This window comes from Kitasatospora sp. NPDC101447, assembly GCF_044767225.1.
Lineage (GTDB): Bacteria > Actinomycetota > Actinomycetes > Streptomycetales > Streptomycetaceae > Kitasatospora.
The window spans coordinates 489082-512485 of sequence record NZ_JBIWNL010000002.1 but is presented as its reverse complement, the minus strand read 5'-3'; the positions used below and the strand labels follow the sequence as shown (position 1 = coordinate 512485).

The window sequence follows — 23404 nt, the reverse complement described above, 5'->3', positions numbered from 1 at the left end:
TCCGGGGCGAGCGGTGCGGGGTGGGTCAGACGGCGGGCACCGGCGCCGGTCCGCGCCGCACCGGCGGCGCCCAGGTGACGACGGCCGCGCAGAGCGCGATGGCGAGCGCCAGCAGGCCGAAGGTCCGGGTGCCGCCGACCGAGCCGAGCAGGGTGCCGCCCACGAGGGGGCCGAACGGCTGGATCAGGGTGGACAGGAAGCCGGCGGCGCTCTGCACCCGGCCGATCCGGTCCGGCGGCGCGGCCAGCAGCATGCCGGAGACGAAGCCGATGCTGGCGACGGTGGACAGGCACATGCAGGCGGCGCAGAGCAGCCCGATCACCAGCGGCGCCCTGGTCACCGTCAGCACCCCGGCCGTCAGCGCGGAGGCCCAGCAGGCCAGCGCCACCAGGCTGCCGTCCCGTGCTCTGCTCCCCAGCCGGGGGGCGAGCAGCGCACCCGCCAGGGCGCCGGCCGCGGTGCAGGAGACCACCGTGCCGCCGCCGATCCCGGAGTGCCCGCCGTCGGAGGCGACGGCCAGGGTGGCGAACATCAGTGCGCTGAAGGCGAAGTTCATCCCGAGCCCGAAGATCAGCAGCAGGGTCCGCAGGTAGGGCTGCTGCCAGATGAAGGCCAGCCCGGCGGTCAACTCCTGTCTGCTGAACACCGATCCGCTCTTCTCGGCGGGCGTCGAGCGGGTCCGCATCAGGGCCACGCAGACCGTCGACAGCAGCAGTCCGACGCCCTCGGCCAGGAACGGCAGCACCGGGTGCCAGGCGAACAGCGCGCCGCCGCCGAGCGGTCCGACCAGCCGGGCCGCGGCGCCGCGCGCCTGCATCCGGGAGGAGGCCTCCCGGGCCTGCTCCCGCGGCACCACCGCGCGCAGCAGGGCGCCGGCGGCGGGTCCGTAGACGCTGGAGATCAGCGCCCCGGCGGCGGCCACCAGCAGGACCAGCGGCAGCGGGGTGTGCCCGCGCAGCACGGCGACGACCAGGGCGCTGACCGCCAGCAGGCTGCCGACGTCGCAGATCCGCATCAGCCGGCGGCGCTCGATCCGGTCGGCGAGCACGCCGCCGGGCAGCATGGTGAGCAGCAGCGCACCGACCGACACGGTGCCGATGGCGCCCGCCCGGGCGGCCGATCCGGTCTCCCGCAGGACCAGCAACGGCAGGGCGATCGACGCGAGTTGGGAGCCGAGCGAGGCCAGCAGGCCGCCGACCCAGAGCAGCCGGAAGTCCCGGTTGCGGGCGAGCGGGGTGGGCTCCATGGCCGTCCTCCGTGGTGGGTGGTGGCATCGGGCCGGGGCGGTCCCGTCGCGACGGGACCGCCCCGGAAGCCTTGCGCTACGGCCGGCGGCCGGGAACGGTGGTGCGCCCGCCCCCGCGCTCGGCCTGATGACCGGTCCGGAGGCCGGCCCGGTGACAGCCGGTGTCAGGCGGAGGTCTCGGCGCCGGCGACGTAGCTGATCAGGCTGAAGCAGTTGCCGTCCGAGGCCTCGGAGAGCACCTTCATCGACTGCAGGTCCAGGACGTTGGCGGCGTGCGCCTCGACCTCCGGGGTCTCCTCGCCGTTCTCGCCGAGGTTCTGGTCCATGTTCTCAGCCATGGTCGAACTCCCTTCCACAGGTGGGTTGTCGCGGTGGTGACGGCGGCGTCGTGACCGACTGCCGGCCGCCGTGCCGACCATGGTGGGCGCGGCCGGCTGCGCCCGGCTTCGGAGCCGGTTGGGTACCGGTATGGCCGCAGGCCGGGGCGCCGCCGACACCGCCGGCCGGGCCTCCGCAGCGCCGCGCGACGCCCCCGCACCCGGCCCCACCTGCGGCCATACCGGCCGCCAGGCGTTCCCGAACCGGGCCCGAAGCCACCCCCGCGACCCTGACCCGGAACGCCCGAACGCCCGAACGCCCACGCACGCGGCACCGGCCTCGCCCGAGCACCCGCAGCGCCCGCGCCCCGTACGCCCCGCACAGCGGAGGACGACCGAAGGACGGCCCCATGCCCTGCCCACTCTGCGCCCAACTCGTCGCCACGAACGACCAGTTCTGCCCCTCCTGCGGCACCCCGCGGGCCGCCGCCCTCGACCTGGCCGCCGAGGAGCGCAAGCTGGTCACGGTGGTGTTCTGCGACCTGGTCGACTCCACCGCCCTGTCCGGCGCGCTCGACCCGGAGACGCTGCGCGAGGTGATCCTGCGCTACTTCGAGCGGATGCACCGACAGATCGAGGCGCACGGCGGCACCCTGGAGAAGTTCATCGGGGACGCCGTGATGGCCGTCTTCGGCGTCCCGGTGATCCGCGAGGACGACGCCCACCGGGCGCTGGCCGCCGCGCTCGCCATGCTGGAGGACCTGGAGGACCTGAACACCGAGCTGGACGCCACCCTCGGGGTCCGTCTGGACGTCCGGATCGGCGTCAACACCGGCCAGGTGGTGGCGGGTTCGGACGCCTCGGCGCGCCAGGCGTTGATCTCCGGCGAGACCGTGAACATCGCCGCCCGGCTGCAGACCCGGGCCGCCCCCGGCCAGGTGCTGATCGGCCCGCAGACGCTGCGGGCCGCGGGCCCGGCCGCCCAGGTGGACGAGGTCGGCCCGCTGCAGCTCAAGGGCAAGGCCGAACCGGTCACCGCCTACCGGCTGGTCGGCCTGGACGAGGACGACCCGGAGCTGCTGCGCCGCTTCGACGTCCCGCTGGTCGGCCGGGAGCGCGAACTGGCCGAGCTGGACGCCGCGTTGGCCCGGGTGGCGGGCGGCTCGGGCGCCGAGCTGCTGCTGGTGGTGGGCGAGCCCGGGATCGGCAAGACCCGGCTGGTGCGCGAGTGGCGCGAGCGGGTGGGCCGGCGCACCGCGCGCTGCGGCACCGCCCGCTGCCGCAGCTTCGGCGAGCAGGGCGTGCTGGCGCCGCTCGCGGAGGCCGTCCGCACCCTGCTGGACGAGCCCGAGGGCGCCGCCCCGGCCGAGGCGCTGGCCCGGCTGGACGAGGCGACCGCGCCGGGCGTCGGCGCCGGGCAGTCGCTGGAGCTGCTGGCCGCGATCCTGCGCGGACGCACCGTGGAGCGCCCCGCCGTCCTCGTCCTGGACGACTGCCAGTGGGCCGGCCCGGCCCTGCTGGACGCCGCCGAGCGGCTGACCGAAGCGCTCGGCACGGCCCCCGTGCTGCTGCTCTGCCTGGCCCGCCCCGAGCTCCCGGCCGCCCGCCCGGAGCTGCCGGCGCTCCCGGTCGGCGGCCTGTCCTGGGACGAGTCCGCCCTGCTCGCCGCCCAGTTGACCGAGCTGAGCGCCCACCAGGACACGGTGCCGTCCCGGCTGCTGGAGCGCGCCGAGGGCAACCCGCTGCACCTGGAGGAGCTGCTGGCCGCCCTCACCGAGGCCGAGGGCCCCGCGCACGACGAACTCCCGCCGACCGGACGGGCGTTGCTCAGCGCCCAGATCGACGGGCTGGAGCGCGACGAGCGCGCCACGCTGGACCTCGCCGCCGTGCTCGGCCGCGCCTTCACCGCCGCCGAGCTGGCCGAACTCGCCCACGGCGGCAGCGATCAGGACACCTTCGCGGACCCTGAGGACGACGTCTTCACCGGCCCGATCGACGGCCTGCCGGCCGGCCCGGCCGCCGACGGCGCGGATACCCCGCCGCGGCTGCACGCCGCGCTGGCCCGGCTGGCCGAGCGCCGCCTGGTCGAACCGACCGGCCCCGGCTACCGGTTCAGCAGCGGCCTGGTCCAGGAGTCGGTCTACCAGTCCATGTCCAAGCGGGCCCGCGCCGAGCGCCACGAGCGCGCCGCCGACCTGCCCGCCGTCCGCTCCGCCGGGGACGGCGCCGTCGGCGGCCACCTGGAGCGCGCCCACCGCTACCGGCTGGAACTCGGCCTGCTGGACGCCCGCACCGACACCCTGCGCACCCGCGCGGCCGCCGCCCTCGGCGCCGCCGGGGCCGGCGCCCTGGCCCGCGCCGACCTGCCCGCCGCCGTCGACCTGCTGGAGCGCGCCGTCCGGCTGCACTACCCCAACGAGCGCGCCGCCGGCCCCGTCCTGCGCCGCCTCGGCGAGGCCCGGCTCGCCGTCGGGCGCGCCGACGAGGCCCTGCCCGTCCTCGCCCAGGTGCGGGACGCGGCCGCCGACCCGCTGGACGCCGCGCACGCCCGGCTCGCCCTGGCCGCCCGCGGCCTGCCGCCCGGCCAGGACCAGCCCGCCGCCACCGCCCGCGCCGTCCTGCCCCTGTTCACCGACAGCGGGGACGACCTCGGCCAGGCCCGCGCCCGGCTGCGCCTCGCCGAGGAGCGCCTGCTGGCGGGCCGGCACACCGAGGCCGAGCAGCTGCTGGAGCAGGCGCTCGACCACGTCTCCCGCACCGACGCCGAGCTGGACCGGGCCGCCGTGCTGGCCGCGCTGGCCGCCTCGCTGCTGGCCGGCCCCGAGCCCGTGCCGAACGCCACCTTCCGGCTGCGGGCCCTGCTCGCCGAGCACGGTACCGGCCGCCGGACCGTCCGGGTCGCGCTGAACGGCCCGCTGGCCGTCCTGCTGGCCCTGCGGGACCGCCCCGAGGAGGCCGAGCTGCTGCTCGCCGAGGCCAACGGGCTGGCCGGCGAACTGTCCCTGGCGGAGGCGATGGTCGCTCTGCCGGCTCTGACCGCCCAGGCCGCCGCCGCCACCGGCCAGTCCGGCCAGGCGCTGGACCTGCTGGCCGACGCCGCCGAGATCGCGCGCCACCAGGGCACCGCCGCCCCGCTGCCGCGCCTCGCCCTCACCACCGCCCGGGTCCTGCTGGACACCGACCGCCCGGCCCAGGCCGCCCGGCACCTGGACGGCGCGGACGCCGTCGCCTCGCTGCCGCCGGTGCTCGCCGTCGAGCTGGACGCGCTGCGCGGCCGGCTCGCCGCCGCCCGGGGCGAGGCCCTGCCGGCGCTGGACCTCACCGCGGCCGCCCTGGACGCGGCCGAGGCCACCGAGTCGCTGCTGCTCCGGGCGCTCACCGCGCTCGACCGCGCGCACGCCCTGCTGCTGCTCGACCGCCCCGCCGAGGCCGCCGTGGCCGCCGCCCTCGCCCGGGACCACTTCGCCGCCAAGGGCCACCTGCCGGGTGTCCGGCGGGCCGAGCGGCTCGGGGGCACCCGGTGAGCGGCCCGGCCGGCCTCACCTGGAGCCTGCGCGACCGCGGCCCCGCCGACCTGCCGGTCCTGGCCGACCGCCTCGCCGACGGCGGTGACGACGGCGACGGCACCGGCAAGGGCGTGCGGGTCTGCGTGGTCGACTCCGGGGTCGAGCCGGACCACCCGCTGGTCGGCCCGCTGCAGGGCTCCTGGGCGGTGGTCAAGGACCCGGTCACCCGGGAGCTGACCGTCCGCCCCGACACCGCGGGCGACACCTGCGGCCACGGCACCGCCTGCGCCGGCATCATCCGCCGCACCGCCCCGGACTGCGAGCTCTACAGCGTCCGGGTGCTCGGGGAGCGCTTCACCGGCACCGGCGACATGCTGATCGAAGGCCTGCGCTGGGCCGTCCGGCAGGGCTTCGACGTCGTCAACCTCAGCCTCTCCACCACCCGGACCCGCTTCCTGGAGGAGCTGCACGCGATCGCCGACGACGCCTTCTTCGCCCGCACCGCGATCGTCGCCTCCGCCCACAACACCCCGGTGGAGAGCTTCCCGTGGCGGTTCTCCTCGGTCATCTCGGTGGGCAGCCACCAGGAGGACGACCCGGCGCTGCACCTGTACAACCCGGCGCCGCCGGTCGAGTTCTTCGCCCCCGGCCAGAACGTCCGGGTGCCCTGGCTCGGCGGGGCGACCATCCGCACCACCGGGAACAGCTTCGCCACCCCGTACGTGGCCGGGCTCTGCGCCCGCTTCCTGTCCCGGCGGCCGAGGCTGACCACCTTCCAGCTGAAGAGCGCGCTCTACCTCACCGCGGCCAACGTCCAGGTCCCGACCACCCCCACCCCGGAGGCGCCCGATGACCCTCAGCACTGACCCCGCCGTCGATCCGCTGGCCCGCGAGCTGCTGCAGTCCGTGGTGGACGTCGCCCGGGCGATCTTCGGCGCCCAGGCCGGCTCGGTCTGCCTGCTCGACGAGACGGCCGGGGAGCTGGTGTTCCAGGCGGTCTCCGGGCGCGGCGAGGAGTCCCTGGTCGGCCGCCGCTTCCCGGCCGGCCGGGGCATCGCCGGCTGGGTCGCCGCCTCGGGCGAGCCGATGGTGGTCGACGACCTGGGCGCGAACCGCACCTTCGACCGGGACTTCGCCGAGTCCACCGCGTACGTCCCCGACGCCCTGATGGCCGCGCCGCTCACCCACGGCAGCCGGGTCCTCGGCGTGCTGGAGGTCCTGGACCCGGCCCCGCAGGCCCGCGCGAGCCTGCCCGAGCTGGACCTGCTGGCCATGTTCGCCCGCCAGGCCGCGGCCGCCCTGCGGGTGATCGCCGACCGCACCCCGGCCCCGGAGCCCGCCCCGGACCGCGCCGCCGCCCTCGGCCTCCTCGCCGACCTGGAGGAGCTGCTGCGCCGTCAGCCCTGAGCGGAGCCGTCAGCCCCGGACGGAGCCGTCAACCCTGGACGGTGTCGTCAGCCCCGGACGGTGTCGTCAGCCCCGGGCGGGGTCGAGGCGGAGGATCTGACCGCGCTCCAGCGCCGCGTACACCGCGCCGTCCGGGCCGAGGGCGATGCCGTGCGGCTCGGCGCCCCCGCCCGGGATCGGGTGGCCGTCGAGCCGCCCGTCCGGGGTGAGCACCCCGATCCGGCCGGCGCCCCACTCGGTGAACCAGAGCCGGCCGTCCGGGCCCGCCGCGATCGCGTGCGGTTTGGCCGCCCGGTCGGCCAGCGGGTGCTCCGTCACGTCTCCGTCCACGGTGATCCGCCCGACCAGCCCGCCGCCGATGCCGACGTACCAGAGCGCGCCGTCCGCCCCGGCGGTGATCCCGACCGGCGCGGTGCCGCCGGTGGGCAGCCGGTGGACGGTCACTTCGCCCGCCACGGTGATCCGGGCGACGGCGTCCGCCTGGTTGAGCGTGCACCACAGGGCGCCGTCCGGCCCGGCGGTGATCAGCGACGGGAACGCCCCGGGGACCGGCAGCGGATGCTCCGTCACGTCTCCGTCCACGGTGATCCGCCCGATCCGGTTCGCGGTCATCTCGGTGAACCACACCGCCCCGTCCGGCCCGGCGGCGATCCCGTACGGCCCGGCGCCCTCGCCCGGCAGTGCGAAGGAGCTCGCCGTCCCGTCCGCGTCGATCCGCCCGATCCGGTGATCGCGCATCCGGCTGAACCACATCGCCCCGTCGGGGCCGGCCGCGATCACGGCGGGCCCGCACTCCGGCGCCCCGAGCCCGTACCGCTCCACGGTGCCGTCCGCCGCCAGCCGCCCGATCTCCCCGGCGTGCACCAGCGTGAACCACACCGCCCCGTCGGCCCCCACGGCGACCCCGTACGGCCCGGCACCCTCGCCCGCCACCTCGAACAGTTCCACGTCTACCCCTCCGAGCACTATCGCGACCCTGGTCGCATTAGTGATGCTGCCACGCCCCGACCGGCCACGGCAAGCCGATTACGCACCCCGCCCCGGGAGACCGCGCAGGACCGAGACGACGCCGGTGGCCGCCGCGCAGACCGGGACGGCGAGCAGGGCGCCGATGATGCCCGCGATGCCCGAACCGGCGACCACGGCGACCATGATGGTGGCCGGGTGCAGCTCGACCGTCCGGCTCTGGATGACCGGCTGCAGGATGTTGCCCTCGATCATCTGGACGGTCAGGACCACGCCGAGCGCCCAGAGCGCCGTGCCGAGGCCCCCGTCGGCGAGGGCGACCAGGACGGCCACGGTGCCGGACAGGAAGGCGCCGACGAAGGGGATGTAGGCGCCCATGAAGACCAGTGCGCCGAGGCCGGGCGCGCCGGGCACGCCCAGGGCGAGCAGGCCGATGGTGATGAAGGCCGAGTCGATCAGGGCGATCAGCGTGGTGCCGCGCATGAAGCCGGCCATCGCCTCGAAGGCCCGTTCGGCGCAGGCGATGACGGTGTCGGCGCTGCGCCCGGGCAGGTAGGAGCGGATGGCCTCGCCGGTGCGGTGGCCGTCGCGGAGGAAGAAGAAGACCAGGGCCAGCGCCAGCACCCCGCCGGTGATCAGCTGGGTGAGCAGGCCGAGGCCGGACAGCACGCTGTTCGTCAGGGTCGAGACCAGTGAGTTGGTCTCGCCCTTGGCGTTGCTCAGGGCGTGCTGGACCTTCTTCCCCAGCGGGCCCAGCCACTGCTCCAGCCGCCGCCCGGCCGTGGGCAGTGCCTCGGCGATCTGCGGGGCGCTGTGCACCAGGGAGTTGACCAGCAGGGCGATCACCCCGCCGGCGGCGACGACCAGCACCGCGCAGGTGAGTCCGGCGGCCAGCCCCCGCCCGACGCCCCGTCGTACCAGCCACGGCACCACGGGGTAGAGCAGTGAGGCGCCGAGCAGCGCCAGGATGAACGGCACGGTCGCGGCCCGCAGCTCGACCAGCGCGAAGACCACCAGCGAGGCGACGGCGATCAGCAGGATGACGGCCGCCGACCAGGCCGCCGCCTGCCGCAGCGCGGGCGGCAGCATCTGGTACGGCCTGCGGCGGTCGGGCTGCGGACCGGGCGGGCGCTCCACGGACACGGCCACCTCCGCGGGGGATCGTCTTCGGGTCCGAACCGACCCATCTCAGCAGAGAATGTGACGGTCCGCCCGTTCTGCGCCCCCGCCCCGGCTACTCCGCCGCCTCGACCCGTACGGTCCCGCTGCCGCCGGCGCCCCCGCCGGCGAAGTCCAGCACCCGCTGCGCCTCGGCCTCCGCCGCCTGGCGGTCGGCCCGCCGCAGCGCCGTGAAGGGCTGCACGACGACGCCCTCCCCGTCCGTCAGTCGCCAGGATCCGGCGACCAGCCCGTCCACCAGCAGCGTGCCCAGCACGATCCCGTTCTGCGTCATGACCCGCCCCCGGTACTCCTCGGGCAGCACCCGGGTGCGGTCCGCGTGCGAGAGCAGCAGGTTGTCGAACGGCGCGACCAGCCGCACCGGCGCCGAGGTGTCCCCGTCCGGCCGGGGCGCCTCCGGCAGGTCGTACAGCAGCCGGCCCTGCTCGTCCCGGAAGGTCAGCAGCCGCGGCGCGAGCCTGCGCAGCACCGGGGTGAGCCCGCTGAGGCCGCACCACTTCTTCACGTCGGCCGCGGTGGCCGGACCGAAGGCGGCGAGGTAGCGCAGGACCAGGTCGTCGAGGGAGGGCGCCGGGTCGAGCGGGCGGCCGAGCCAGGCCTCGGCGGTGGTGTGCGCGGCCGGGCCGCCGCGCCCCCACAGGCCGCGCGGCGGCACCTGGACCAGCGGCAGCAGGCAGCGGGCCGCCTGGGCGAGCGCGGCCGGGTCGCGGTCCGGGCGGGTCCCGGCGAGCAGCGCGCCCAGCTGCTGGAAGGTCCGCGGCCGTTCCTCGACCAGTTCCCGGGCCTCGGCGGCGAGCGCGGCCGGGTCGAGCCCGGTGAGCCGCTTGCCGTAGGTGGTGCGCAGCTGCTGGTCCAGGAGGGGCTGGAGCAGGGGGCGCAGGGTGAGGCAGTCCTGGGCGGTGACGAGGTGGATGGTGCCGCGCTGGAGGGCGATCCGGACCGCCGCCCGTTCCTCCAGCAGGGTGCTCAGCGCTTCGGGCGTGAAGCCGTCGAGCCGGGCGAGCAGCCCGAGGTAGGGCGGCTGGGGCGCTGCCTGGGCCTGGAGGCCGCCGAGGTGGCGGACCATCGCGGCGGGTGTCAGGTCGGTGCGGGCGAGCAGGTGCTGACGGGCCAGCAGGGCCCGGCCGAGCGCCCGGGTGCCGAGCACCGGCTGCGGCTCCGTCACCGTGGGCCGTCCAGCACCGAGCGCAGCACGTCGATCCGGTTGGTGGTGATGGACGCGACCCCGGTGTCCCGCAGTCGGCGCATGGTGCGGCGCCGGTCGGCGGTCCAGGTGGAGACGGCGAGCCCGGCGTCCGCGGCGGCGGCGGTGAACGCGGGGGTGACCAGGCCGAACGGCGGGTTGAGGTAGCGCGGGCGCAGGTCGTCCAGCAGGGTGCGGACGGGCATCCGCGGCTGCTTCCAGGTGAGCGCGATCTCGGCGTCCGGGGTCTGTTCGCGCACGGCGAGCATGGCGGTGACGGGGCCGCAGAAGGCGACCAGCCGCTCGGCGCCGAGCTCGGTGACCACGGACCAGGTCGCGGCGGCCGGGCCGGGCTCGTCCAGGTCGATGAGCAGCCGGCGGCCGTCGAAGCCGCTCACCGCCTTGATCGCCTCGACGAGCGTGGGGACGGCGAGCGGGCCCTGCCGCAGCTCGTCCAGCTGCTCGGTGGTGACCCGGTCGATCGACCGGGGGTCTCCCCAGAGCCGTTCGAGGGTGCGGTCGTGCAGCAGGACGGGCACCCGGTCGCGGGTGAGCTGGACGTCCACCTCGACGGCGTCGGCGCCGGCGGCCAGCGCGGACTCGACGGAGGGCAGGGTGTTCTCGCGGTACCGGTAGGGGTCGCCGCGGTGGGCGACGGCCAGCACCCGGGGGCGGCGGTCGGTGCTCGCGCTCGGGGTGGTCGGCAGGTGTGGCATCCGGGCCTCTCGTTGCGGTTCCGGGACTCGTCGGTGCGGCGTCAGCGCCGTTCGATCATCACGTTGGTGGACTTGATGACCGCCGTGGCGGGTGCGCCGGGGACCAGGTTCAGCTCCTCCGCCGACTCCCGGCTGATCAGCGACACCACCCGGAACGGCCCGGCCTGGATCTCCACCTGGGCGGCCACGTCGCCGAGCAGCACGTCGGTGACGATCCCCGGGAAGCGGTTGCGGGCCGAGGACGGGCGGCCCTCGGCCTCGGCGTTCTCCGGCCGGGCCAGCTCGCGGGCGAAGGCGGCGAGCTCGGCACCGGGGATGATCCGGTGACCGTGCTCGTCCCGCGTGGCGGCGAGCCGCCCGGCGTCCACCCAGCGCCGCATGGTGTCGGCGCTGACGCCGAGCAGCGCCGCGGCCTCTCCGATGCGGTACGGGTTGGCCGGCGCCTCGGGCTGGCCCATGAGCGACTCCTGACGGTGGTTCGAAGGTCTTCGGGGGGGACTTCGGGGACTTCGGGGGGCTTCGGAGCACCGGGGTATCCGGCGGTGCGCGGCCCCGCCGCCATCCTGCCGTACCGGGTGCGGCGGCGGGAAAGCCAGGGCCGCCGGGTCGGGTGCGCGGAGCGGCCCGGCGCCCGTCTACGGCCCTCGCCCGCGGGGCGACGGGGGTTCGAGGACGGGCGCTACGGCTCGCCGAAGAGGTCCCGCCGCACCGCGTCCCCGGCGGTCAGCACCGCCCCGGCGAGCACCGCGCCGCCGCCCGCCGTGCCGGCCCGCACCTCGGTGCTGAGCGGCGAGAGCCGGGCGAGCCGCCGCTCCACCCGGCCGGCGAGTTCGGCGCCGCCGGCCCGGCCGATCTCCCCGCCGAGCACCACGCAGCCGGGGTCGAGCACCACGCAGACGCTCGCCGCGCCGATGGCGATCCGTTCGGCCAGTTCGTCCAGGAAGCGCCCGTCGGCCTCGCCGGCCCCGGGTGCGACCGCCGCCCGGACGACGGCCTCGGCCGCGGCGGCGTCCCCGGCCGGGGCGGCGGGCAGCCCGTGCGCGCGGGCGAGGTCGCAGATCGCCGCGCTGCCGACCAGGTCGTGGAAGCCGCCCTCGCAGCTGTCGGCGCTGGGCAGCCCGACGGTCCCGGGGACGGGCAGGAAGCAGATCTCGCCGGTGCCGCCGGAGAAGCCGCGGCGCAGCCGCCCGTCCAGGATGACGGCGGCGCCGACGCTGTGGCCGAGCCACATCAGTACGAAGGTGTCGCGGTCGCGCGCGGCGCCGACCCGGTACTCGGCCCGCCCGGCCAGGTTGACCTCGTTCTCCAGGATCACGTCGGTGCCGGGCAGTTGCTCCAGTGCGGCGAGGAGTTCGGCGTGCCAGGCGGGGAGGTTGCCGGTGCTCTGCAGCCGCCCGGTGGCGGGGTCGACGAGGCCGGGGGCGCCGACCGCGACGGTGTGCAGCCGCTCGACGCCGGCGCCGCGCGCGGTCTCCAGCAGGGTCGTGGTGATCACCGCGGCGGTGCCGGGCCCGCCCGCGCCCTCGACCGGGATCTCGGCGGTGGCGAGGGCCTGCCCGGCGAGGTCGGCGACGACCAGGCTGACGCCGCCGGCGCGGACGTCGAAGGCGGCGATGTGCGCGCGGGAGGCGACGAGTGCGTAGACCCGGGCGTTGGGGCCGCGCCGCTGTTCGCCGCGTTCGCCGACGACGGCCACCAGGCCGGTGCGTTGGAGGCGGTCGAGCAGGTCGGCGACGGTCGGCCGGGACAGGCCGGTGAGGTCGCGCAGCTCGGTCGCGGTCAGGGGGCCCTGTTCGAGCAGGAGGTTGAGCGCCAGCCGGTCGTTGATCGCCCGGGCGGTGCTCGGCGTGGCCGTACGCGCGGTGGTCATGGCCGCTCATCCTTCCAGAGTGTTTCTATCAGGGTCCCTTCCTGATAGTTTATCGAACCGTCGCCGGCCGGTCGCGCCTCCGCCGCGCGGCCCGTCCTGCGCGCACCTGCGCTTGACTACCGACAAGGCCACCCACAGGGCACCGTCGCGCCCCGCACCGCGCGACCGGGAGGGAACGCCGATGAACCGCACCACCGCGCCACCGCCGCGACCGCTGACCGCCCCGCGCCGGGCCCGGGCGAGCATCGCCCTGGTCTTCGGCGTGCACGGCGCCGTCAGCGGCAGCTTCGTCACCCGCATCCCGTGGCTCCAGGACCGCCTGGACCTGTCCACCGGACAGCTCGGCCTGGCCCTGGTCATGCCCGCCATCGGCTCCTCCCTCGCCATGCCGCTGGCCGGCCGATTCGTCCACCGGTACGGCGGCCGGGCCGCGGTGCGCGGCCTGCTCTCGCTCTGGTGCCTGGCCCTCGCCCTGCCCGCGCTCGCCCCCTCCCTGCCGCTGCTGTGCGTGGCGCTGCTGGCGTACGGGGCCGCCGCCGGGATGGCGGACGTCGCGATGAACGCGCAGGGCGTGGAGATCGAGGAGCGCCTCGGCCGCTCGATCATGTCCGGCCTGCACGGCATGTGGAGCGCCGGCGGCCTGCTGGCCTCCGGCTTCGGCATCCTCGCCGCCCACCTCGCCCTCGACGCCCGGCTGCAGCTGGCCGTCACCGCACTGGTCCTGCTCGCGCTCGCCCAGCCGGTCTGCCGCGGCCTGCCCGACCTGCGGGCGCACGAGGACGCCCAGGAACCGCCGCGGTTCGCGCTGCCGCCGCGCAGCTCGCTGGTGATCGGGCTGGTCGGCTTCTGCGCGGTCTTCGCCGAGGGCGCCTCGATGGACTGGAGCGGCGTCTACCTGCGGGACGTCACCGGCGCCTCGGCCACCGTCGCCGCCGCCTCCTACACCGCCTTCTCGCTCACCATGGCCGTCAGCCGCCTCGCCGGGGACACCGCGATCCGCCGCCTCGGCGCCGTCCGGACCACCCGGATCGGCGGCGCCGTCGCCACCGTCGGCGGCCTGCTGGTGGTCGCCGCCGACCGCCCCGCCCTCGCCATCCCCGGCTTCGCGCTGATCGGCATCGGCATCGCCGTCATCGTCCCGCTCGCCTTCGCCGCCGCCGGCCGGATCGGCAGCAACCCCAGCCAGGCCATCGCGGGCGTCGCCACCGTCACCTACACCTCCGGCCTGATCGCCCCCGCGGTCATCGGCACCCTCGCCCAGGCCACCTCGCTGACCGCCTCCTTCGGCCTGGTCACCGCCCTCGCCCTCGCCCTGCTCCTGAGCGCCGGAGCGCTGCGCCGGGCCGAGCGGAATCCCGCCGACGAAAACGTGACCGCACCGGAATCGGAAAGGCCTTCCGGAAAAGATCTCTCCACGATATGATGGCGAATTCCGGAAGGAATTCCCCGCTAGCATCACCGACCGTCGGGCGCAGCCGCGCCCGGCGGTTTTCGCGATCCGCGAGAGGGATTCCCGTGTGCTACGACCCGGACGCCGCCCCGCCCGCCTTCTCCCCCGCCGCCCGGCCCCCGGCCGAAGCCGCACCGCTCACCCTGACCTCCGCGGACGGCACCGAGTTCGGTGCCTTCCTGGCCCGCCCGGAGGTCACCACCGGGGTCGGCGTGCTCGTCCTCCCGGACAACAAGGGCCTTTCCGGCTTCTACCGGAAGACCGCCGAACGGCTCGCCGAACAGGGGCACCCGGCGCTCGTCCTCGACTATTACGGCCGAACCGCCGGGGCCTTTCCGGAAAACCGCCCGACGGAATTCGGCGAACTGCCGAACCTGCTCCCCCACCTGCTCGCGCTCACCCCCGAGGGCCTGGACGCCGACCTCACCGCCGCCCTGGAGCGACTGCGCACGGATGGCCCGGCCGAAGTGGTCGCGCTAGGCTTCTGCTTCGGCGGCCGCCAGGCCTTCCGCGCCGCCGCACCGCGCTTCGGCCTGACCGGCGCGGTCGGGTACTACGGCTACCCCGACACGATCAACGGGGCCCCGGGGCCCACCCAGCTCGCCGCCGACCTCACCGCCCCGATCCTGGCCTTCTGGGGCGGCGCCGACGAGCACATCCCGTCCGCCGCGGTCGAAGCCTTCGACGCGGCCCTCACCGGAGCGGGCCACCCGCACGAGTTCGTCACCTATCCGGGTGCCCCGCACAACTTCTTCGAAATGTCGGCAGTCGAACACTTCGGCGCTGCCCGGGACTCCTGGCACCGTCTGCTGGAGTTCCTCGCCCGGTCGCGCTGAACCGCACCACCGGAGGTCGACCGATGTTCCGTCGTACGCGGCTCGCCGCCGCCACCACCGTCCTCGCCACCACCGCCCTCGCCGCCCCCGCAGCCGCCCACGCCGCCCCGGCGGCCCCCGCGGCCGCGGACGACTTCGGCCCCGCCGAGATCCGGCCCCTGGCCGGGCCGCCGAACCTCTGCCTGGAGATCGCCGACGGGAGCACCGCCGACGGCGCCCTGGTCCGGATCGGGACCTGCACCGGCGGCGACTACCAGAAGTGGACCCAGACCGCCGACGGCTGGATCAACCTGCACAGCGGCAAGTGCCTGGAGATCCCCGACGGCAGCACCGCCTGGGGCACCCAGGCCGACCAGCGGACCTGCGACGGCCGCAGCAACCAGAAGTGGAGCGACCCGCCGGCCGGCCACCCCGGCACCCCGCGCGGCATCGTCAACGCCCACAGCGGCCTCGTCCTCGACGTCTACGGCGGCTCCCTGACCCCCGGCACCCCGGTGATCCAGTGGGGGTACCAGGGCACCCCCAACCAGTTCTGGCACTACAACCCCGAGAAGGACCCGTACAGCTGATCCCGTGATCCCGTGATCCGCTGATCCCGTGATCCCGCGTTCCGTCGGCGGCCGGTCGACCCGGCCGCCGACGGCCTTGCGGCCCGGCGGGCCCACGGCCCGGTGACCCGGCGGCAGCACCACCCGGCGGCAGCACGGCCCGGTGGCCCGGGAGCCGGTCGGCCCGGTTAGGCTCGGGCGGATGTCCGAGCACGGTTCCACCCCCGCGCCCCCCGCCACCCCGCGTTCCGCCTGGTGGCGGCTGGCGCTGCTGATCGCACTGCTCGGCGCGGCGGCCGGCTCGCTGCTGCTGTGGAGCCCCACGGAGCTGCTCTCCGGCGGGCTGGCGGACCGGATGCCCGGGTACTGGTTCGCGCCGCTGTTCGCCCTGGTGTACGCGGTGGGCACGCTCGCCTTCGTGCCCCGGCCGGCGCTGAACGCGGCGGCCGGGCTGCTGCTCGGCATCCAGCAGGGCCTCGCGATGGCGGTGCTCGGCACCACCCTGGGCGCCGCCATGGCCTTCGGGCTCGGCCGGGGCCTCGGCCGGGAGGCACTGCGCCCCCACCTGCGCGGCAAGGTGCTCGCCGCCCTGGACCGGCGGTTCACCGAGCAGGGCTTCCGCAGCGTGCTGGTGCTGCGGCTCATGCCCGGCGTGCCGTTCCAGGCGATCAACTTCGGCGCCGCCTTCTCCGGGACCGGCGCACTGCCCTTCGTCCTCGCCACCGCGATCGGCGCGGTGCCGACCACGGCCGTGTACGTGACGGCGGCCGCCAGCGCGGGCGAGCCCGGTTCGGCGGCGTTCCTGGTGTCGGCGGGCCTGATCGCCCTGCTGGGCCTGGGCAGCGCGGCGGGGCTCTGGCGGGCGGCCAGGGCCCGTCGCCGGGCGACGGCCGCCTGAGCGGTCGGCGGGCCGGGCCACGGCCGCCTGGCGGTCGACGGGCCGGCCGACCGGCGGAACAAATCGTTCGCGCCCCTGCCGGGCCGGGCGCCAGGATGGCCCGCATGACCGACATCGATCCGCGGGTGGACCCGCCGATGGCCGCCGACGAGGCCGCCACCCTCACCGCCTTCCTCGACTACCACCGCCACACCCTCGCGCTCAAGTGCGAGGGGCTGACCGACGACCAGCTGCGCCTGCGCTCCGTCCCGCCGTCCAACCTTTCGCTGCTCGGCCTGGTCCGGCACATGGCCGAGGTCGAGTGGTACTGGTTCCAGTGCATCCTGCGCGGCGAGGAGGTCGAGGGCGGCCACTACTGCACCGAGGCCGACCCGGACGGCGACTTCGACAACGTCGACACCGCCGACGTCGCGGCCGACGTCGCCACCTGGCGCGCCGAGATCGAGGCCTCCCGCCGCGCGGCCGCCGGTCTGCCGCTCGACACCGTCGGCAAGCGACCGCGCCGCGGCGAGGAAGTGACGCTCCGCTGGATCCTCGCCCACATGGTCGAGGAGTACGCGCGGCACAACGGCCACGCCGATCTTCTGCGCGAATTGGTGGACGGCTCGACCGGCGAGTGATCCACCGTGTGAAATCGTTTCCGCATTGTTGACAGAAGGTCAATTAAGCGGTGACCGCGACCGATATGGTCTACGCGCGCAACCGTACGACGCTGCGCCGCGTCCGCTCTTTTTGCCCGGGTCCGCCCGGGTTTCCGGCGCGGCACGACTCGTACGGGGGTCGCGAGCGGGCACGGGACCGGTGAACAGTGCGATACTCGGACAGTTCCGACGAGTGGATGACGTGTCAAGGAACGGCACGCAACCCCGGGGGACCAGACGGGACGGGACAGGGAGGCGCGGCATGGGAGCACTTCGCGACGAGCACCACAACGGGTGGCTGATGCCCTCGGGGAACTACCCGGCCGCGGTGTACGACGACGAGTGGGTGGACCAGGAGACGGTGCCGTCCGTCGCCGCGCCCGCGAAGATCGTCTCCCTGCGGCCGACGGGCTTCGAGGCGGCCCGCACGGTCGGTGAGCACATCCGGGCGAGCACCCCGGTGGTCATGGACCTCACCGAGATGGCGGAGGCCGAGGCCAAGCGCATGGTCGACTTCGCCTCCGGTCTGATCTTCGGCACCCGGGGCGGCATCGAGCGGATCGCCCGCCGGGTCTTCCTGCTCACCCCGGCCGACGTCGAGGTGATGGTGATCGACCGCCCGCTCGACGAGACCGGCTTCTACAACCAGAGCTGAGCCGACCAGAGCTGAGCCGCGGCGCCCCGGCGCGGCGGCACCCCCGACCGGGGACGGCACCCGCCGTCCCCGGTTTTTTGCTGCCCGGAACCCGATCGTCGGCGGGTCGGTCGAGGGTCATCCGAGGCTCGCTTGAGACGCTCCACATAATTCTGAGACATCCATGTCTCACATGAACTACACTCGACTCATGGCCACCGACCGCGACACCGTCCTCGAAGCCGCCGTCGGCGTGCTCTCCCGCCGCCCGACCGCCCACCTGGACGAGATCGCGCGCGCCGCCGGCATCAGCCGCGCCACGCTGCACCGGATCTTCCCCGGGCGCGAGGCGCTGATCCGCGAGGTCGGCCTGCTCGGCCTGCGCCGGTTCGCCGCCGCGCTGGACACCGCCGGGGTCGAGGAGGGCGACGCCGAGGCCGCGCTGCGCCGCCTGGTGGACGCCTCCGTCCCGGACGCCATGCTCTGCGCCTTCCTGGCCGGCGAGAACCAGCTCTACGACAACGACGAGATCAACGACCTCTGGGAGCTCCAGATCGCCCGGCTGCACGCGCTCTTCCTGCGCGGCCAGCAGCAGGGCGTGTTCCGCATCGAGCTGAGCGCCGCCTGGCTGAGCGAGGCCTTCTTCGACCTCGTCGCCGGCGTCGGCTGGTCCATCCAGGACGGCCGGCTCGCCCCGCGCGACGCCGCCTTCTCGCTCGCCGAGCTCTTCCTCGGGGGCGCACTGCGTAGACCGGACGCCCCCTCCCCGGCTCCCACCACCACCGACACCTCACCCCGCAGCACCTGAAGCCGCAGCGCCCCGCACCGCAGCACCACGCGCCACCACACCTCACCCCACAGCCACGGACCGCAGCACCTCCGACTGCAGACCGGACACCGATACGCCATGAGTTCCCTGACCGCCCGCCAGCGCTGGACCGGCCTCGCCGTCCTCGTCCTGGCCGTGACCGTGGTCGCGCTGGACGCGACCGTCCTGTCCCTCGCCATCCCGTCGATCAGCGAGACGCTGCGCCCCAGCGGCACCCAGCTGCTCTGGATCGGCGACTCCTACTCCTTCGTGCTCGCCGGCCTGCTGGTGAGCATGGGCGCGCTGAGCGACCGGATCGGCCGCAAGAAGCTGCTGCTGGCCGGTTCCGCCGCCTTCGGCGCGGCCTCGTTGCTGGCCGCCTACGCACCCGGCCCGGGCTGGCTGATCCTGGCCCGCGCGCTGCTCGGCGTCGCCGGGGCGACGATCATGCCGTCCACCCTGTCGCTGATCCGCAGCCTCTTCCCGGACGACCGGGAGCGGGCCACCGCGATCGGCATCTGGGGCGCGGCCGCCACCGCCGGCGCCGCGCTCGGGCCGGTGGTCGGCGGGGTGCTGCTGGAGCACTTCTGGTGGGGCTCGGTGTTCCTGATGAACATCCCGGTGCTGCTCCTGCTGCTGGGCCTCGGCGCCTGGCTGCTGCCGGAGTCCAAGGACCCGAAGCCGGGCCGCTGGGACGTGCTGAGCGTCGTGCTGTCGATGGCCGGCGTGATCGGCGTGGTGTACGCGATCAAGGAGGCCGCCGCACACGGCGTGACCCGCTGGGACGTACCGGTCGCCTTCGTGCTGGGCGCCGCCGCGCTGACCGGCTTCGTCCGCCGCCAGCTGCGGCTGGAGACCCCGCTGCTCGACGTCCGGCTGTTCCGCGACCGCCGGTTCACCGCGGCGGTCTCGGCCTCGCTGATCTCCCTGGTCGGCCTCTCCGGCGTGATCTTCGTGGTCTCGCAGTACCTGCAGCTGGTCCGCGGCTACCAGCCGCTCCAGGCGGGCCTGGCCGAGCTGCCGGCCTTCGCCGGCTCGGTGGTCGGCGGTCTGCTGACCGCCCGGGTGGCCCGCCGCTTCGGCGCCCGCACGGCACTGACGGCCTGTCTGCTGACGATGGGTCTGGGCGTCGGCGCCCTCGGCTGGCTGGAGCAGGACACCACCTACCTGCTGCTGGCCGCCTCCTTCCTGCTGGTCGGGACGGCCGAGGGCGTGGTCTACACGCTCGGTGCCGACCTGGTGCTGCGCGCCGCGCCCGCCGACAAGGCCGGTGCCGCCTCGGCGGTCTCGGAGACGGCGTACGAGCTGGGCACCGCGCTCGGCATCGCCCTGGTCGGCTCGGTGGTCGGCTCGGTCTTCGCGAACGGTCTGGTCGTCCCGGCCGGAACGGACCCGGTGGCCGCCGCCCGGGCCGGCGAGTCGCTCGGCTCGGCGGTCGAGGTGGCGCAGGGCCTGCCGGCGGAGGTGGCGCAGCCGCTGCTGGCGAGCGCGAAGCAGGTCTTCGTCGGCGGCATGAACGGTGCCGGGCTGCTGGCCGCCGCGCTGCTGGTCGGCGCAGCCGTGATGGCCTGGCGCCTGCTGCGCGGACTCGCCGGGCCGGACGGCGCGGCGGGCAGCCCGGCCGAGACGGCGGACGCGGCCGACGCGCCCACCGAGCCGGCCGAGGCGCCTGCCGGGGCGGCGGACGCGCCTGCCGGGGCGGCGGAGAAGGTCCACGCCTGACCTGCCCTCCCGAGGACCGGCGCGTGACACCCCCTCCGTAGCTCGGTAGAACGGCCGTTCCCCCGAGGGGAGCGGCCGTTCCCGCGTGGTCGGGCGCCGCTACTTCGCCCCGAAGGGCAGCTCCAGCTCCGCCCAGACGACCTTGCCGTCCCGGGTGAGCCGACTGCCCCAGCGCTGGGCGAGCTCGCTGACCAGGAACATCCCGCGTCCGCCCTCGTCCTGCTCGGCGAACGGGCGCAGCTGCGGGGTCTGGCCGCCGGCGTCGGAGACCTCGACGGTGAGCACCCGGTCGCGGAACAGCCGCAGCCGGCGCGGCGCGTCGGCGTGCAGCAGGGCGTTCGTCACCAGCTCGCTGACGAGCAGTTCGGCGTAGTCGGTGAGCGCGGACAGGCCCCAGGCCTCCAGGGTGGCGCGGGTGAAGCGGCGGGCCTTGCCGGGCAGCCGGCCGCCGCCGCTGAGCGGGAGGGTGGCGATCCGGTCGGCGGGCAGTGGCAGCACCCGGGCCATGATCATCGCGATGTCGTCCTCGGTGCCGTCGGTGACGAGGGCGGCGAGGACGGCGTCGCAGCTCTCCTCCAGGGTCCGGCCGGGCCCGGAGAGCGTGCGGGCGAACAGGTCGATCCCGTCGTCCAGGTCCTGGCCGCGCCGCTCGACCAGGCCGTCGGTGTAGAGCGCGACCATGCCGCCCTCGGGGATGGTGAACTCGATCGACTCGAAGGCGACCCCGCCCACGCCCAGCGGTACGCCCGGCGGCACGTCGACCCGCTCGGCGGTGCCGTCGGGGGCGACCCGCACCGGTGGCAGGTGCCCGGCCGAGGCGACCTGGACGGTGCGCTCCAGCGGGTCGTACACCGCGCAGATGCAGGTGGCGAACTGGCCCTCGCCGATTCCGGAGGCGGTCTCGTCCAGCCGGGTGAGGACCTGCTCGGGCGGCATGTCCAGGGTGGCGAGGGTCCGGGCGACGGTGCGCAGCTGGCCCATCGTCGCGGCGGCCCGGATGCCGTGGCCCATCACGTCGCCGACCACCAGGGCGACCCGCCCGCAGGACAGCGGAACGACGTCGAACCAGTCGCCGCCGACCTCGCTGACCACGCTGCTGGGCAGGTAGCGGTAGGCGATCTCCAGGCCGAGGGTGCGGTGCACCTCCTGCGGCAGCAGACTGCGCTGCAGGGTGAGGGCGGTCTCCCGTTCGCGCCGGTAGAGCCGGGCGTTGTCGAGCGCCAGCGCGGTGCGGGCGACCAGCTCCTCGGCGAGCGCGACGTCGGCGGCCGTGAAGGGCTCCGGGTTGCGCATCCTGATGAACTCGGAGCCGCCGAGCACCATGCCCCGGGCGGTGATCGGCACCATCAGGTAGGAGTGGATGCCCGCCGCCATCCCGGGGGCCACCCGGTCCTCGCTGGAGACGAGCCCGCGCAGCACCTCCTCGTCCACCTGGGCCCGCAGCAGCGGCTTCCCGCTGCGCAGGCACTGGGTGTAGCTGCGGTCGGGGGCGTACTCGGAGGTCTCGCCGACGACGTCGACGGCGTGCGCGAGCCCGGTCTCGTAGTTCTCCCCGACGGCGACGGCGCGCAGGGTGACGGTCCGGTCGGTGGGGATCGGGGTGGGCTCGGCGCCGCGCAGCACCGGCTCCAGCAGGTCGACGGTGGCGAAGTCGGCGAACCGGGGGACGACGGCCTCGATCAGTTCCTCGGCGGTGCGCTGGAGGTCGAGGGTGGTGCCGATCCGCGCGGTGGCCTCGGCGATGGTGCTGAGCCGTTCCTGGGCCCGGGAGGCGCGGGCCTCGGCCTGGAAGCGCTCGGTGACGTCGATGATCGAGGAGCAGACGCCGAAGACCCGGCCGGTGGAGTCTTCGAGGCGGAAGTAGGAGGCGGACCAGGCGCGGTCCCGCTTCGGGTCGCCGGGGACGCGGCCGTGCGAACGGGCGTCCACGACGGGCTTGCCGGTCCGCAGCACCTGGCGCATGATCTGCTCGATCTCGGCGGTGTTGATGCCGGGGAGCACCGCGGATATCCGGCGGCCCAGGTGCGCGGCGACCGGCACGCCGTTCATCCGGGCCAGCGACTCGTTGATCCGGGCGTAGCGCAGGTCGGTGTCGTAGACGGCCATCCCTATCGGGGAGCGGCCGAAGATGCCGTCCAGCACCGCGAGGTCGGCCTCGACGGCGTGCAGGGCGCGGGTGTCGGAGGCGGTGGCGAGGAGCAGCAGGGTGCCGGCCGGGCCGGCGATGGGGTAGGTGCGGAACTCCAGGTCGACCTTGTGGCCGTCGCGGTGGCGGACCGGGAAGACGCCCGACCAGCCGCTGCCGGTCATGATCCGTTCGAAGAGGTCCAGCACCTCGGCGCGGTCGCCGCCGTCGGTGAGCAGTTGGGCGGCGTAGCTGCCGACGGCTTCCTCGCTGGTGTAGCCGAGCAGGGCCTCGGCGTCCTCGCTCCAGTGCAGGATCAGGCCGTCGTCCTGGAGCAGGGCCGTCGCGAGCGGGACGAGCCGGTGGCCTTCGGGGAGTACGCCTTCGAGGTGTTCGCCCTCGTGGCGCTCACTCCCGTGGTGATCACCCCCGCGGTGCTCACCTCCGGGGTGTTCGCCCTCGTGGCGTTCGCCGTCGTGGCCGCCGCCCTCGGGACGTGCCGGAGTGCCGCCCGGTGCCGTGCGCGCGGCGTCGGTCGCGTCCCACTCGTGTCCGTGCATGATCAGGCAGCACCCCGGTTCGGCTCGTGCCCGGCCGGGTGGGCCTCGCGGTCCGTGCCGGCCGGGGTTCTTCTCCAGACTGCACGGACATCAGCCGCCCGGCGACCCCTTGGTCAGGGGTTGTCCGGCCGCTCCGGATGTACGGGCGTCATGGGCGTACCGGGCGCAGCGTACTCTCAAGAACGCCCGCCCACTGCCGGATCACTCCGGAACGTCGGAGGCTGTCGTCGGTGAGCAGGTTGGCCAGGCCCAGCCCGCGGGCGAGGTCCAGGGTGGCCTGCACCGATTCGCGCACGCCGGGGCGGCTCTCGTCGGCGTCCAGGAACTCCACGGCGGCCCGGTGGGCCTCTCTTCCGACGTGCCCCTCCAGGGCGATGATCCGCTCGCGCAGCGCCTCCTCGGTGGCGGCGGCGGTCCACAGGTGCAGGGCGGCGCGGAACAGCGGGCCGGTGTAGAGGCGGACGATCATGTCGACCACGGCGCGGGTGCGGTCGGGGCCGGCGGCGGGCAGCTCGTCCGCGTGCGCGCGGACGGCCGCCAGCCGCTCAGCGGTGACGTGCTCGACGGCCGCGGTGAAGAGGTCCTCGCGGGTCGGGAAGTGATGCTGGGCGGCGCCCCGGGAAACGCCGGCGCGCTCGGCGACGACGGTGACGGTGGAGCCGTTCCAGCCGAGCTCGGCCAGGCAGTCCACGGCCGCCGCGAGCAGCCGGGCCCTGGTCGCGCGGCTGCGGTCCTGCTGGGGCGTGCGGGCGGCGGCGTGGCTGGCCATGGCTGCGGGCGGCTCCTGTTCCG

General features: G+C 75.4%; 21 protein-coding genes. 11 read left to right on the top strand and 10 right to left on the bottom strand.

Annotated elements, in window-relative coordinates:
- Positions 1 to 25: 25 nt before the first annotated feature.
- Positions 26 to 1246 (bottom strand): MFS transporter, encoded by a 1221-nt coding sequence (locus tag ACIRST_RS04690; protein WP_350525213.1) that lies wholly within the window; start codon positions 1244 to 1246, stop codon positions 26 to 28.
- Between the two features lie 164 nt (positions 1247 to 1410).
- Complete coding sequence (locus ACIRST_RS04685) at positions 1411 to 1584, bottom strand: hypothetical protein (protein WP_350525212.1); 174 nt, start codon at positions 1582 to 1584, stop codon at positions 1411 to 1413.
- Positions 1585 to 1973: 389 nt separating this feature from the next.
- On the opposite strand from ACIRST_RS04685, the gene ACIRST_RS04680 reads away from it, so the two are divergent.
- From ACIRST_RS04680 to ACIRST_RS04670, 3 genes are read left to right on the top strand one after another with little or no spacing between them, the layout of a single operon-like run.
- Positions 1974 to 5087 (top strand): adenylate/guanylate cyclase domain-containing protein, encoded by a 3114-nt coding sequence (locus ACIRST_RS04680; RefSeq protein ID WP_402800030.1) that lies wholly within the window; start codon positions 1974 to 1976, stop codon positions 5085 to 5087.
- On the top strand, positions 5084 to 5935 hold the full coding sequence (locus tag ACIRST_RS04675) for a S8 family peptidase (RefSeq protein ID WP_402800028.1): 852 nt from the start codon (positions 5084 to 5086) through the stop codon (positions 5933 to 5935). Before ACIRST_RS04680 ends, ACIRST_RS04675 begins: the two co-directional genes overlap by 4 nt.
- Positions 5919 to 6476 (top strand): GAF domain-containing protein, encoded by a 558-nt coding sequence (locus tag ACIRST_RS04670; protein ID WP_350525209.1) that lies wholly within the window; start codon positions 5919 to 5921, stop codon positions 6474 to 6476. Before ACIRST_RS04675 ends, ACIRST_RS04670 begins: the two co-directional genes overlap by 17 nt.
- A 66-nt stretch (positions 6477 to 6542) precedes the next feature.
- Here the strand turns inward: ACIRST_RS04670 and ACIRST_RS04665 are convergent, their stop codons facing one another.
- The 6 genes from ACIRST_RS04665 to ACIRST_RS04640 form a co-directional block, all read right to left on the bottom strand.
- Positions 6543 to 7424, bottom strand: a complete 882-nt coding sequence (locus tag ACIRST_RS04665) for a virginiamycin B lyase (RefSeq protein ID WP_402800025.1) — start codon at positions 7422 to 7424, stop codon at positions 6543 to 6545.
- Positions 7425 to 7502: 78 nt separating this feature from the next.
- Complete coding sequence (locus ACIRST_RS04660) at positions 7503 to 8585, bottom strand: AI-2E family transporter (RefSeq protein WP_350525207.1); 1083 nt, start codon at positions 8583 to 8585, stop codon at positions 7503 to 7505.
- A gap of 91 nt (positions 8586 to 8676) precedes the next feature.
- The gene (locus ACIRST_RS04655) at positions 8677 to 9786 is read right to left on the bottom strand and encodes a winged helix DNA-binding domain-containing protein (RefSeq protein ID WP_402800023.1); all 1110 of its coding nucleotides are present in this window, start codon (positions 9784 to 9786) and stop codon (positions 8677 to 8679) included.
- Positions 9783 to 10520: a glycerophosphodiester phosphodiesterase gene (locus ACIRST_RS04650; RefSeq protein WP_350525205.1), complete on the bottom strand. Its 738-nt coding sequence runs from the start codon at positions 10518 to 10520 to the stop codon at positions 9783 to 9785. The genes ACIRST_RS04655 and ACIRST_RS04650 overlap by 4 nt, the downstream gene beginning before the upstream one ends.
- Positions 10521 to 10561: 41 nt before the next feature.
- On the bottom strand, positions 10562 to 10978 hold the full coding sequence (locus ACIRST_RS04645; RefSeq protein WP_350525204.1) for a TOBE domain-containing protein: 417 nt from the start codon (positions 10976 to 10978) through the stop codon (positions 10562 to 10564).
- A gap of 221 nt (positions 10979 to 11199) precedes the next feature.
- Complete coding sequence (locus ACIRST_RS04640; RefSeq protein ID WP_350525203.1) at positions 11200 to 12390, bottom strand: ROK family transcriptional regulator; 1191 nt, start codon at positions 12388 to 12390, stop codon at positions 11200 to 11202.
- Between the two features lie 181 nt (positions 12391 to 12571).
- Between ACIRST_RS04640 and ACIRST_RS04635 the strand changes: the two genes are divergently transcribed.
- From ACIRST_RS04635 to ACIRST_RS04600, 8 genes are all read left to right on the top strand, one after another.
- Complete coding sequence (locus ACIRST_RS04635; RefSeq protein WP_402800020.1) at positions 12572 to 13813, top strand: MFS transporter; 1242 nt, start codon at positions 12572 to 12574, stop codon at positions 13811 to 13813.
- Between the two features lie 92 nt (positions 13814 to 13905).
- Complete coding sequence (locus ACIRST_RS04630; protein WP_402800018.1) at positions 13906 to 14676, top strand: dienelactone hydrolase family protein; 771 nt, start codon at positions 13906 to 13908, stop codon at positions 14674 to 14676.
- Between the two features lie 23 nt (positions 14677 to 14699).
- The gene (locus ACIRST_RS04625; protein WP_402800016.1) at positions 14700 to 15245 is read left to right on the top strand and encodes an RICIN domain-containing protein; all 546 of its coding nucleotides are present in this window, start codon (positions 14700 to 14702) and stop codon (positions 15243 to 15245) included.
- 181 nt (positions 15246 to 15426) lie between these two features.
- Positions 15427 to 16122 (top strand): TVP38/TMEM64 family protein, encoded by a 696-nt coding sequence (locus ACIRST_RS04620; RefSeq protein WP_402800014.1) that lies wholly within the window; start codon positions 15427 to 15429, stop codon positions 16120 to 16122.
- Positions 16123 to 16226: 104 nt separating this feature from the next.
- Positions 16227 to 16742, top strand: a complete 516-nt coding sequence (locus ACIRST_RS04615; RefSeq protein ID WP_402800012.1) for a DinB family protein — start codon at positions 16227 to 16229, stop codon at positions 16740 to 16742.
- 283 nt (positions 16743 to 17025) lie between these two features.
- Complete coding sequence (locus tag ACIRST_RS04610) at positions 17026 to 17418, top strand: cell division protein SepF (RefSeq protein WP_350525197.1); 393 nt, start codon at positions 17026 to 17028, stop codon at positions 17416 to 17418.
- Positions 17419 to 17608: 190 nt separating this feature from the next.
- Positions 17609 to 18205, top strand: a complete 597-nt coding sequence (locus ACIRST_RS04605) for a helix-turn-helix domain-containing protein (RefSeq protein WP_350525196.1) — start codon at positions 17609 to 17611, stop codon at positions 18203 to 18205.
- Between the two features lie 99 nt (positions 18206 to 18304).
- Positions 18305 to 19927, top strand: a complete 1623-nt coding sequence (locus ACIRST_RS04600) for an MFS transporter (protein WP_402800009.1) — start codon at positions 18305 to 18307, stop codon at positions 19925 to 19927.
- 99 nt (positions 19928 to 20026) lie between these two features.
- Here ACIRST_RS04600 and ACIRST_RS04595 read toward each other — a convergent pair whose 3' ends face one another.
- Positions 20027 to 22612: a SpoIIE family protein phosphatase gene (locus tag ACIRST_RS04595; RefSeq protein WP_402800006.1), complete on the bottom strand. Its 2586-nt coding sequence runs from the start codon at positions 22610 to 22612 to the stop codon at positions 20027 to 20029.
- A gap of 148 nt (positions 22613 to 22760) precedes the next feature.
- Positions 22761 to 23381, bottom strand: a complete 621-nt coding sequence (locus tag ACIRST_RS04590) for a TetR/AcrR family transcriptional regulator (protein ID WP_396553599.1) — start codon at positions 23379 to 23381, stop codon at positions 22761 to 22763.
- Positions 23382 to 23404 lie beyond the last annotated feature (23 nt).

Coding starts and splice junctions, on each gene's coding strand:
- ACIRST_RS04600 (WP_402800009.1), top strand. CDS start 18,305: ATGAGTTCCCTGACCGCCCGCCAGCGCTGGACCGGCCTCGCCGTCCTC.
- ACIRST_RS04620 (WP_402800014.1), top strand. CDS start 15,427: ATGTCCGAGCACGGTTCCACCCCCGCGCCCCCCGCCACCCCGCGTTCC.
- ACIRST_RS04635 (WP_402800020.1), top strand. CDS start 12,572: ATGAACCGCACCACCGCGCCACCGCCGCGACCGCTGACCGCCCCGCGC.
- ACIRST_RS04650 (WP_350525205.1), bottom strand. CDS start 10,520: ATGCCACACCTGCCGACCACCCCGAGCGCGAGCACCGACCGCCGCCCC.
- ACIRST_RS04595 (WP_402800006.1), bottom strand. CDS start 22,612: ATGCACGGACACGAGTGGGACGCGACCGACGCCGCGCGCACGGCACCG.
- ACIRST_RS04680 (WP_402800030.1), top strand. CDS start 1,974: ATGCCCTGCCCACTCTGCGCCCAACTCGTCGCCACGAACGACCAGTTC.
- ACIRST_RS04610 (WP_350525197.1), top strand. CDS start 17,026: ATGGGAGCACTTCGCGACGAGCACCACAACGGGTGGCTGATGCCCTCG.
- ACIRST_RS04685 (WP_350525212.1), bottom strand. CDS start 1,584: ATGGCTGAGAACATGGACCAGAACCTCGGCGAGAACGGCGAGGAGACC.
- ACIRST_RS04640 (WP_350525203.1), bottom strand. CDS start 12,390: ATGACCACCGCGCGTACGGCCACGCCGAGCACCGCCCGGGCGATCAAC.
- ACIRST_RS04615 (WP_402800012.1), top strand. CDS start 16,227: ATGACCGACATCGATCCGCGGGTGGACCCGCCGATGGCCGCCGACGAG.
- ACIRST_RS04590 (WP_396553599.1), bottom strand. CDS start 23,381: ATGGCCAGCCACGCCGCCGCCCGCACGCCCCAGCAGGACCGCAGCCGC.
- ACIRST_RS04645 (WP_350525204.1), bottom strand. CDS start 10,978: ATGGGCCAGCCCGAGGCGCCGGCCAACCCGTACCGCATCGGAGAGGCC.
- ACIRST_RS04625 (WP_402800016.1), top strand. CDS start 14,700: ATGTTCCGTCGTACGCGGCTCGCCGCCGCCACCACCGTCCTCGCCACC.
- ACIRST_RS04690 (WP_350525213.1), bottom strand. CDS start 1,246: ATGGAGCCCACCCCGCTCGCCCGCAACCGGGACTTCCGGCTGCTCTGG.
- ACIRST_RS04605 (WP_350525196.1), top strand. CDS start 17,609: ATGGCCACCGACCGCGACACCGTCCTCGAAGCCGCCGTCGGCGTGCTC.
- ACIRST_RS04670 (WP_350525209.1), top strand. CDS start 5,919: ATGACCCTCAGCACTGACCCCGCCGTCGATCCGCTGGCCCGCGAGCTG.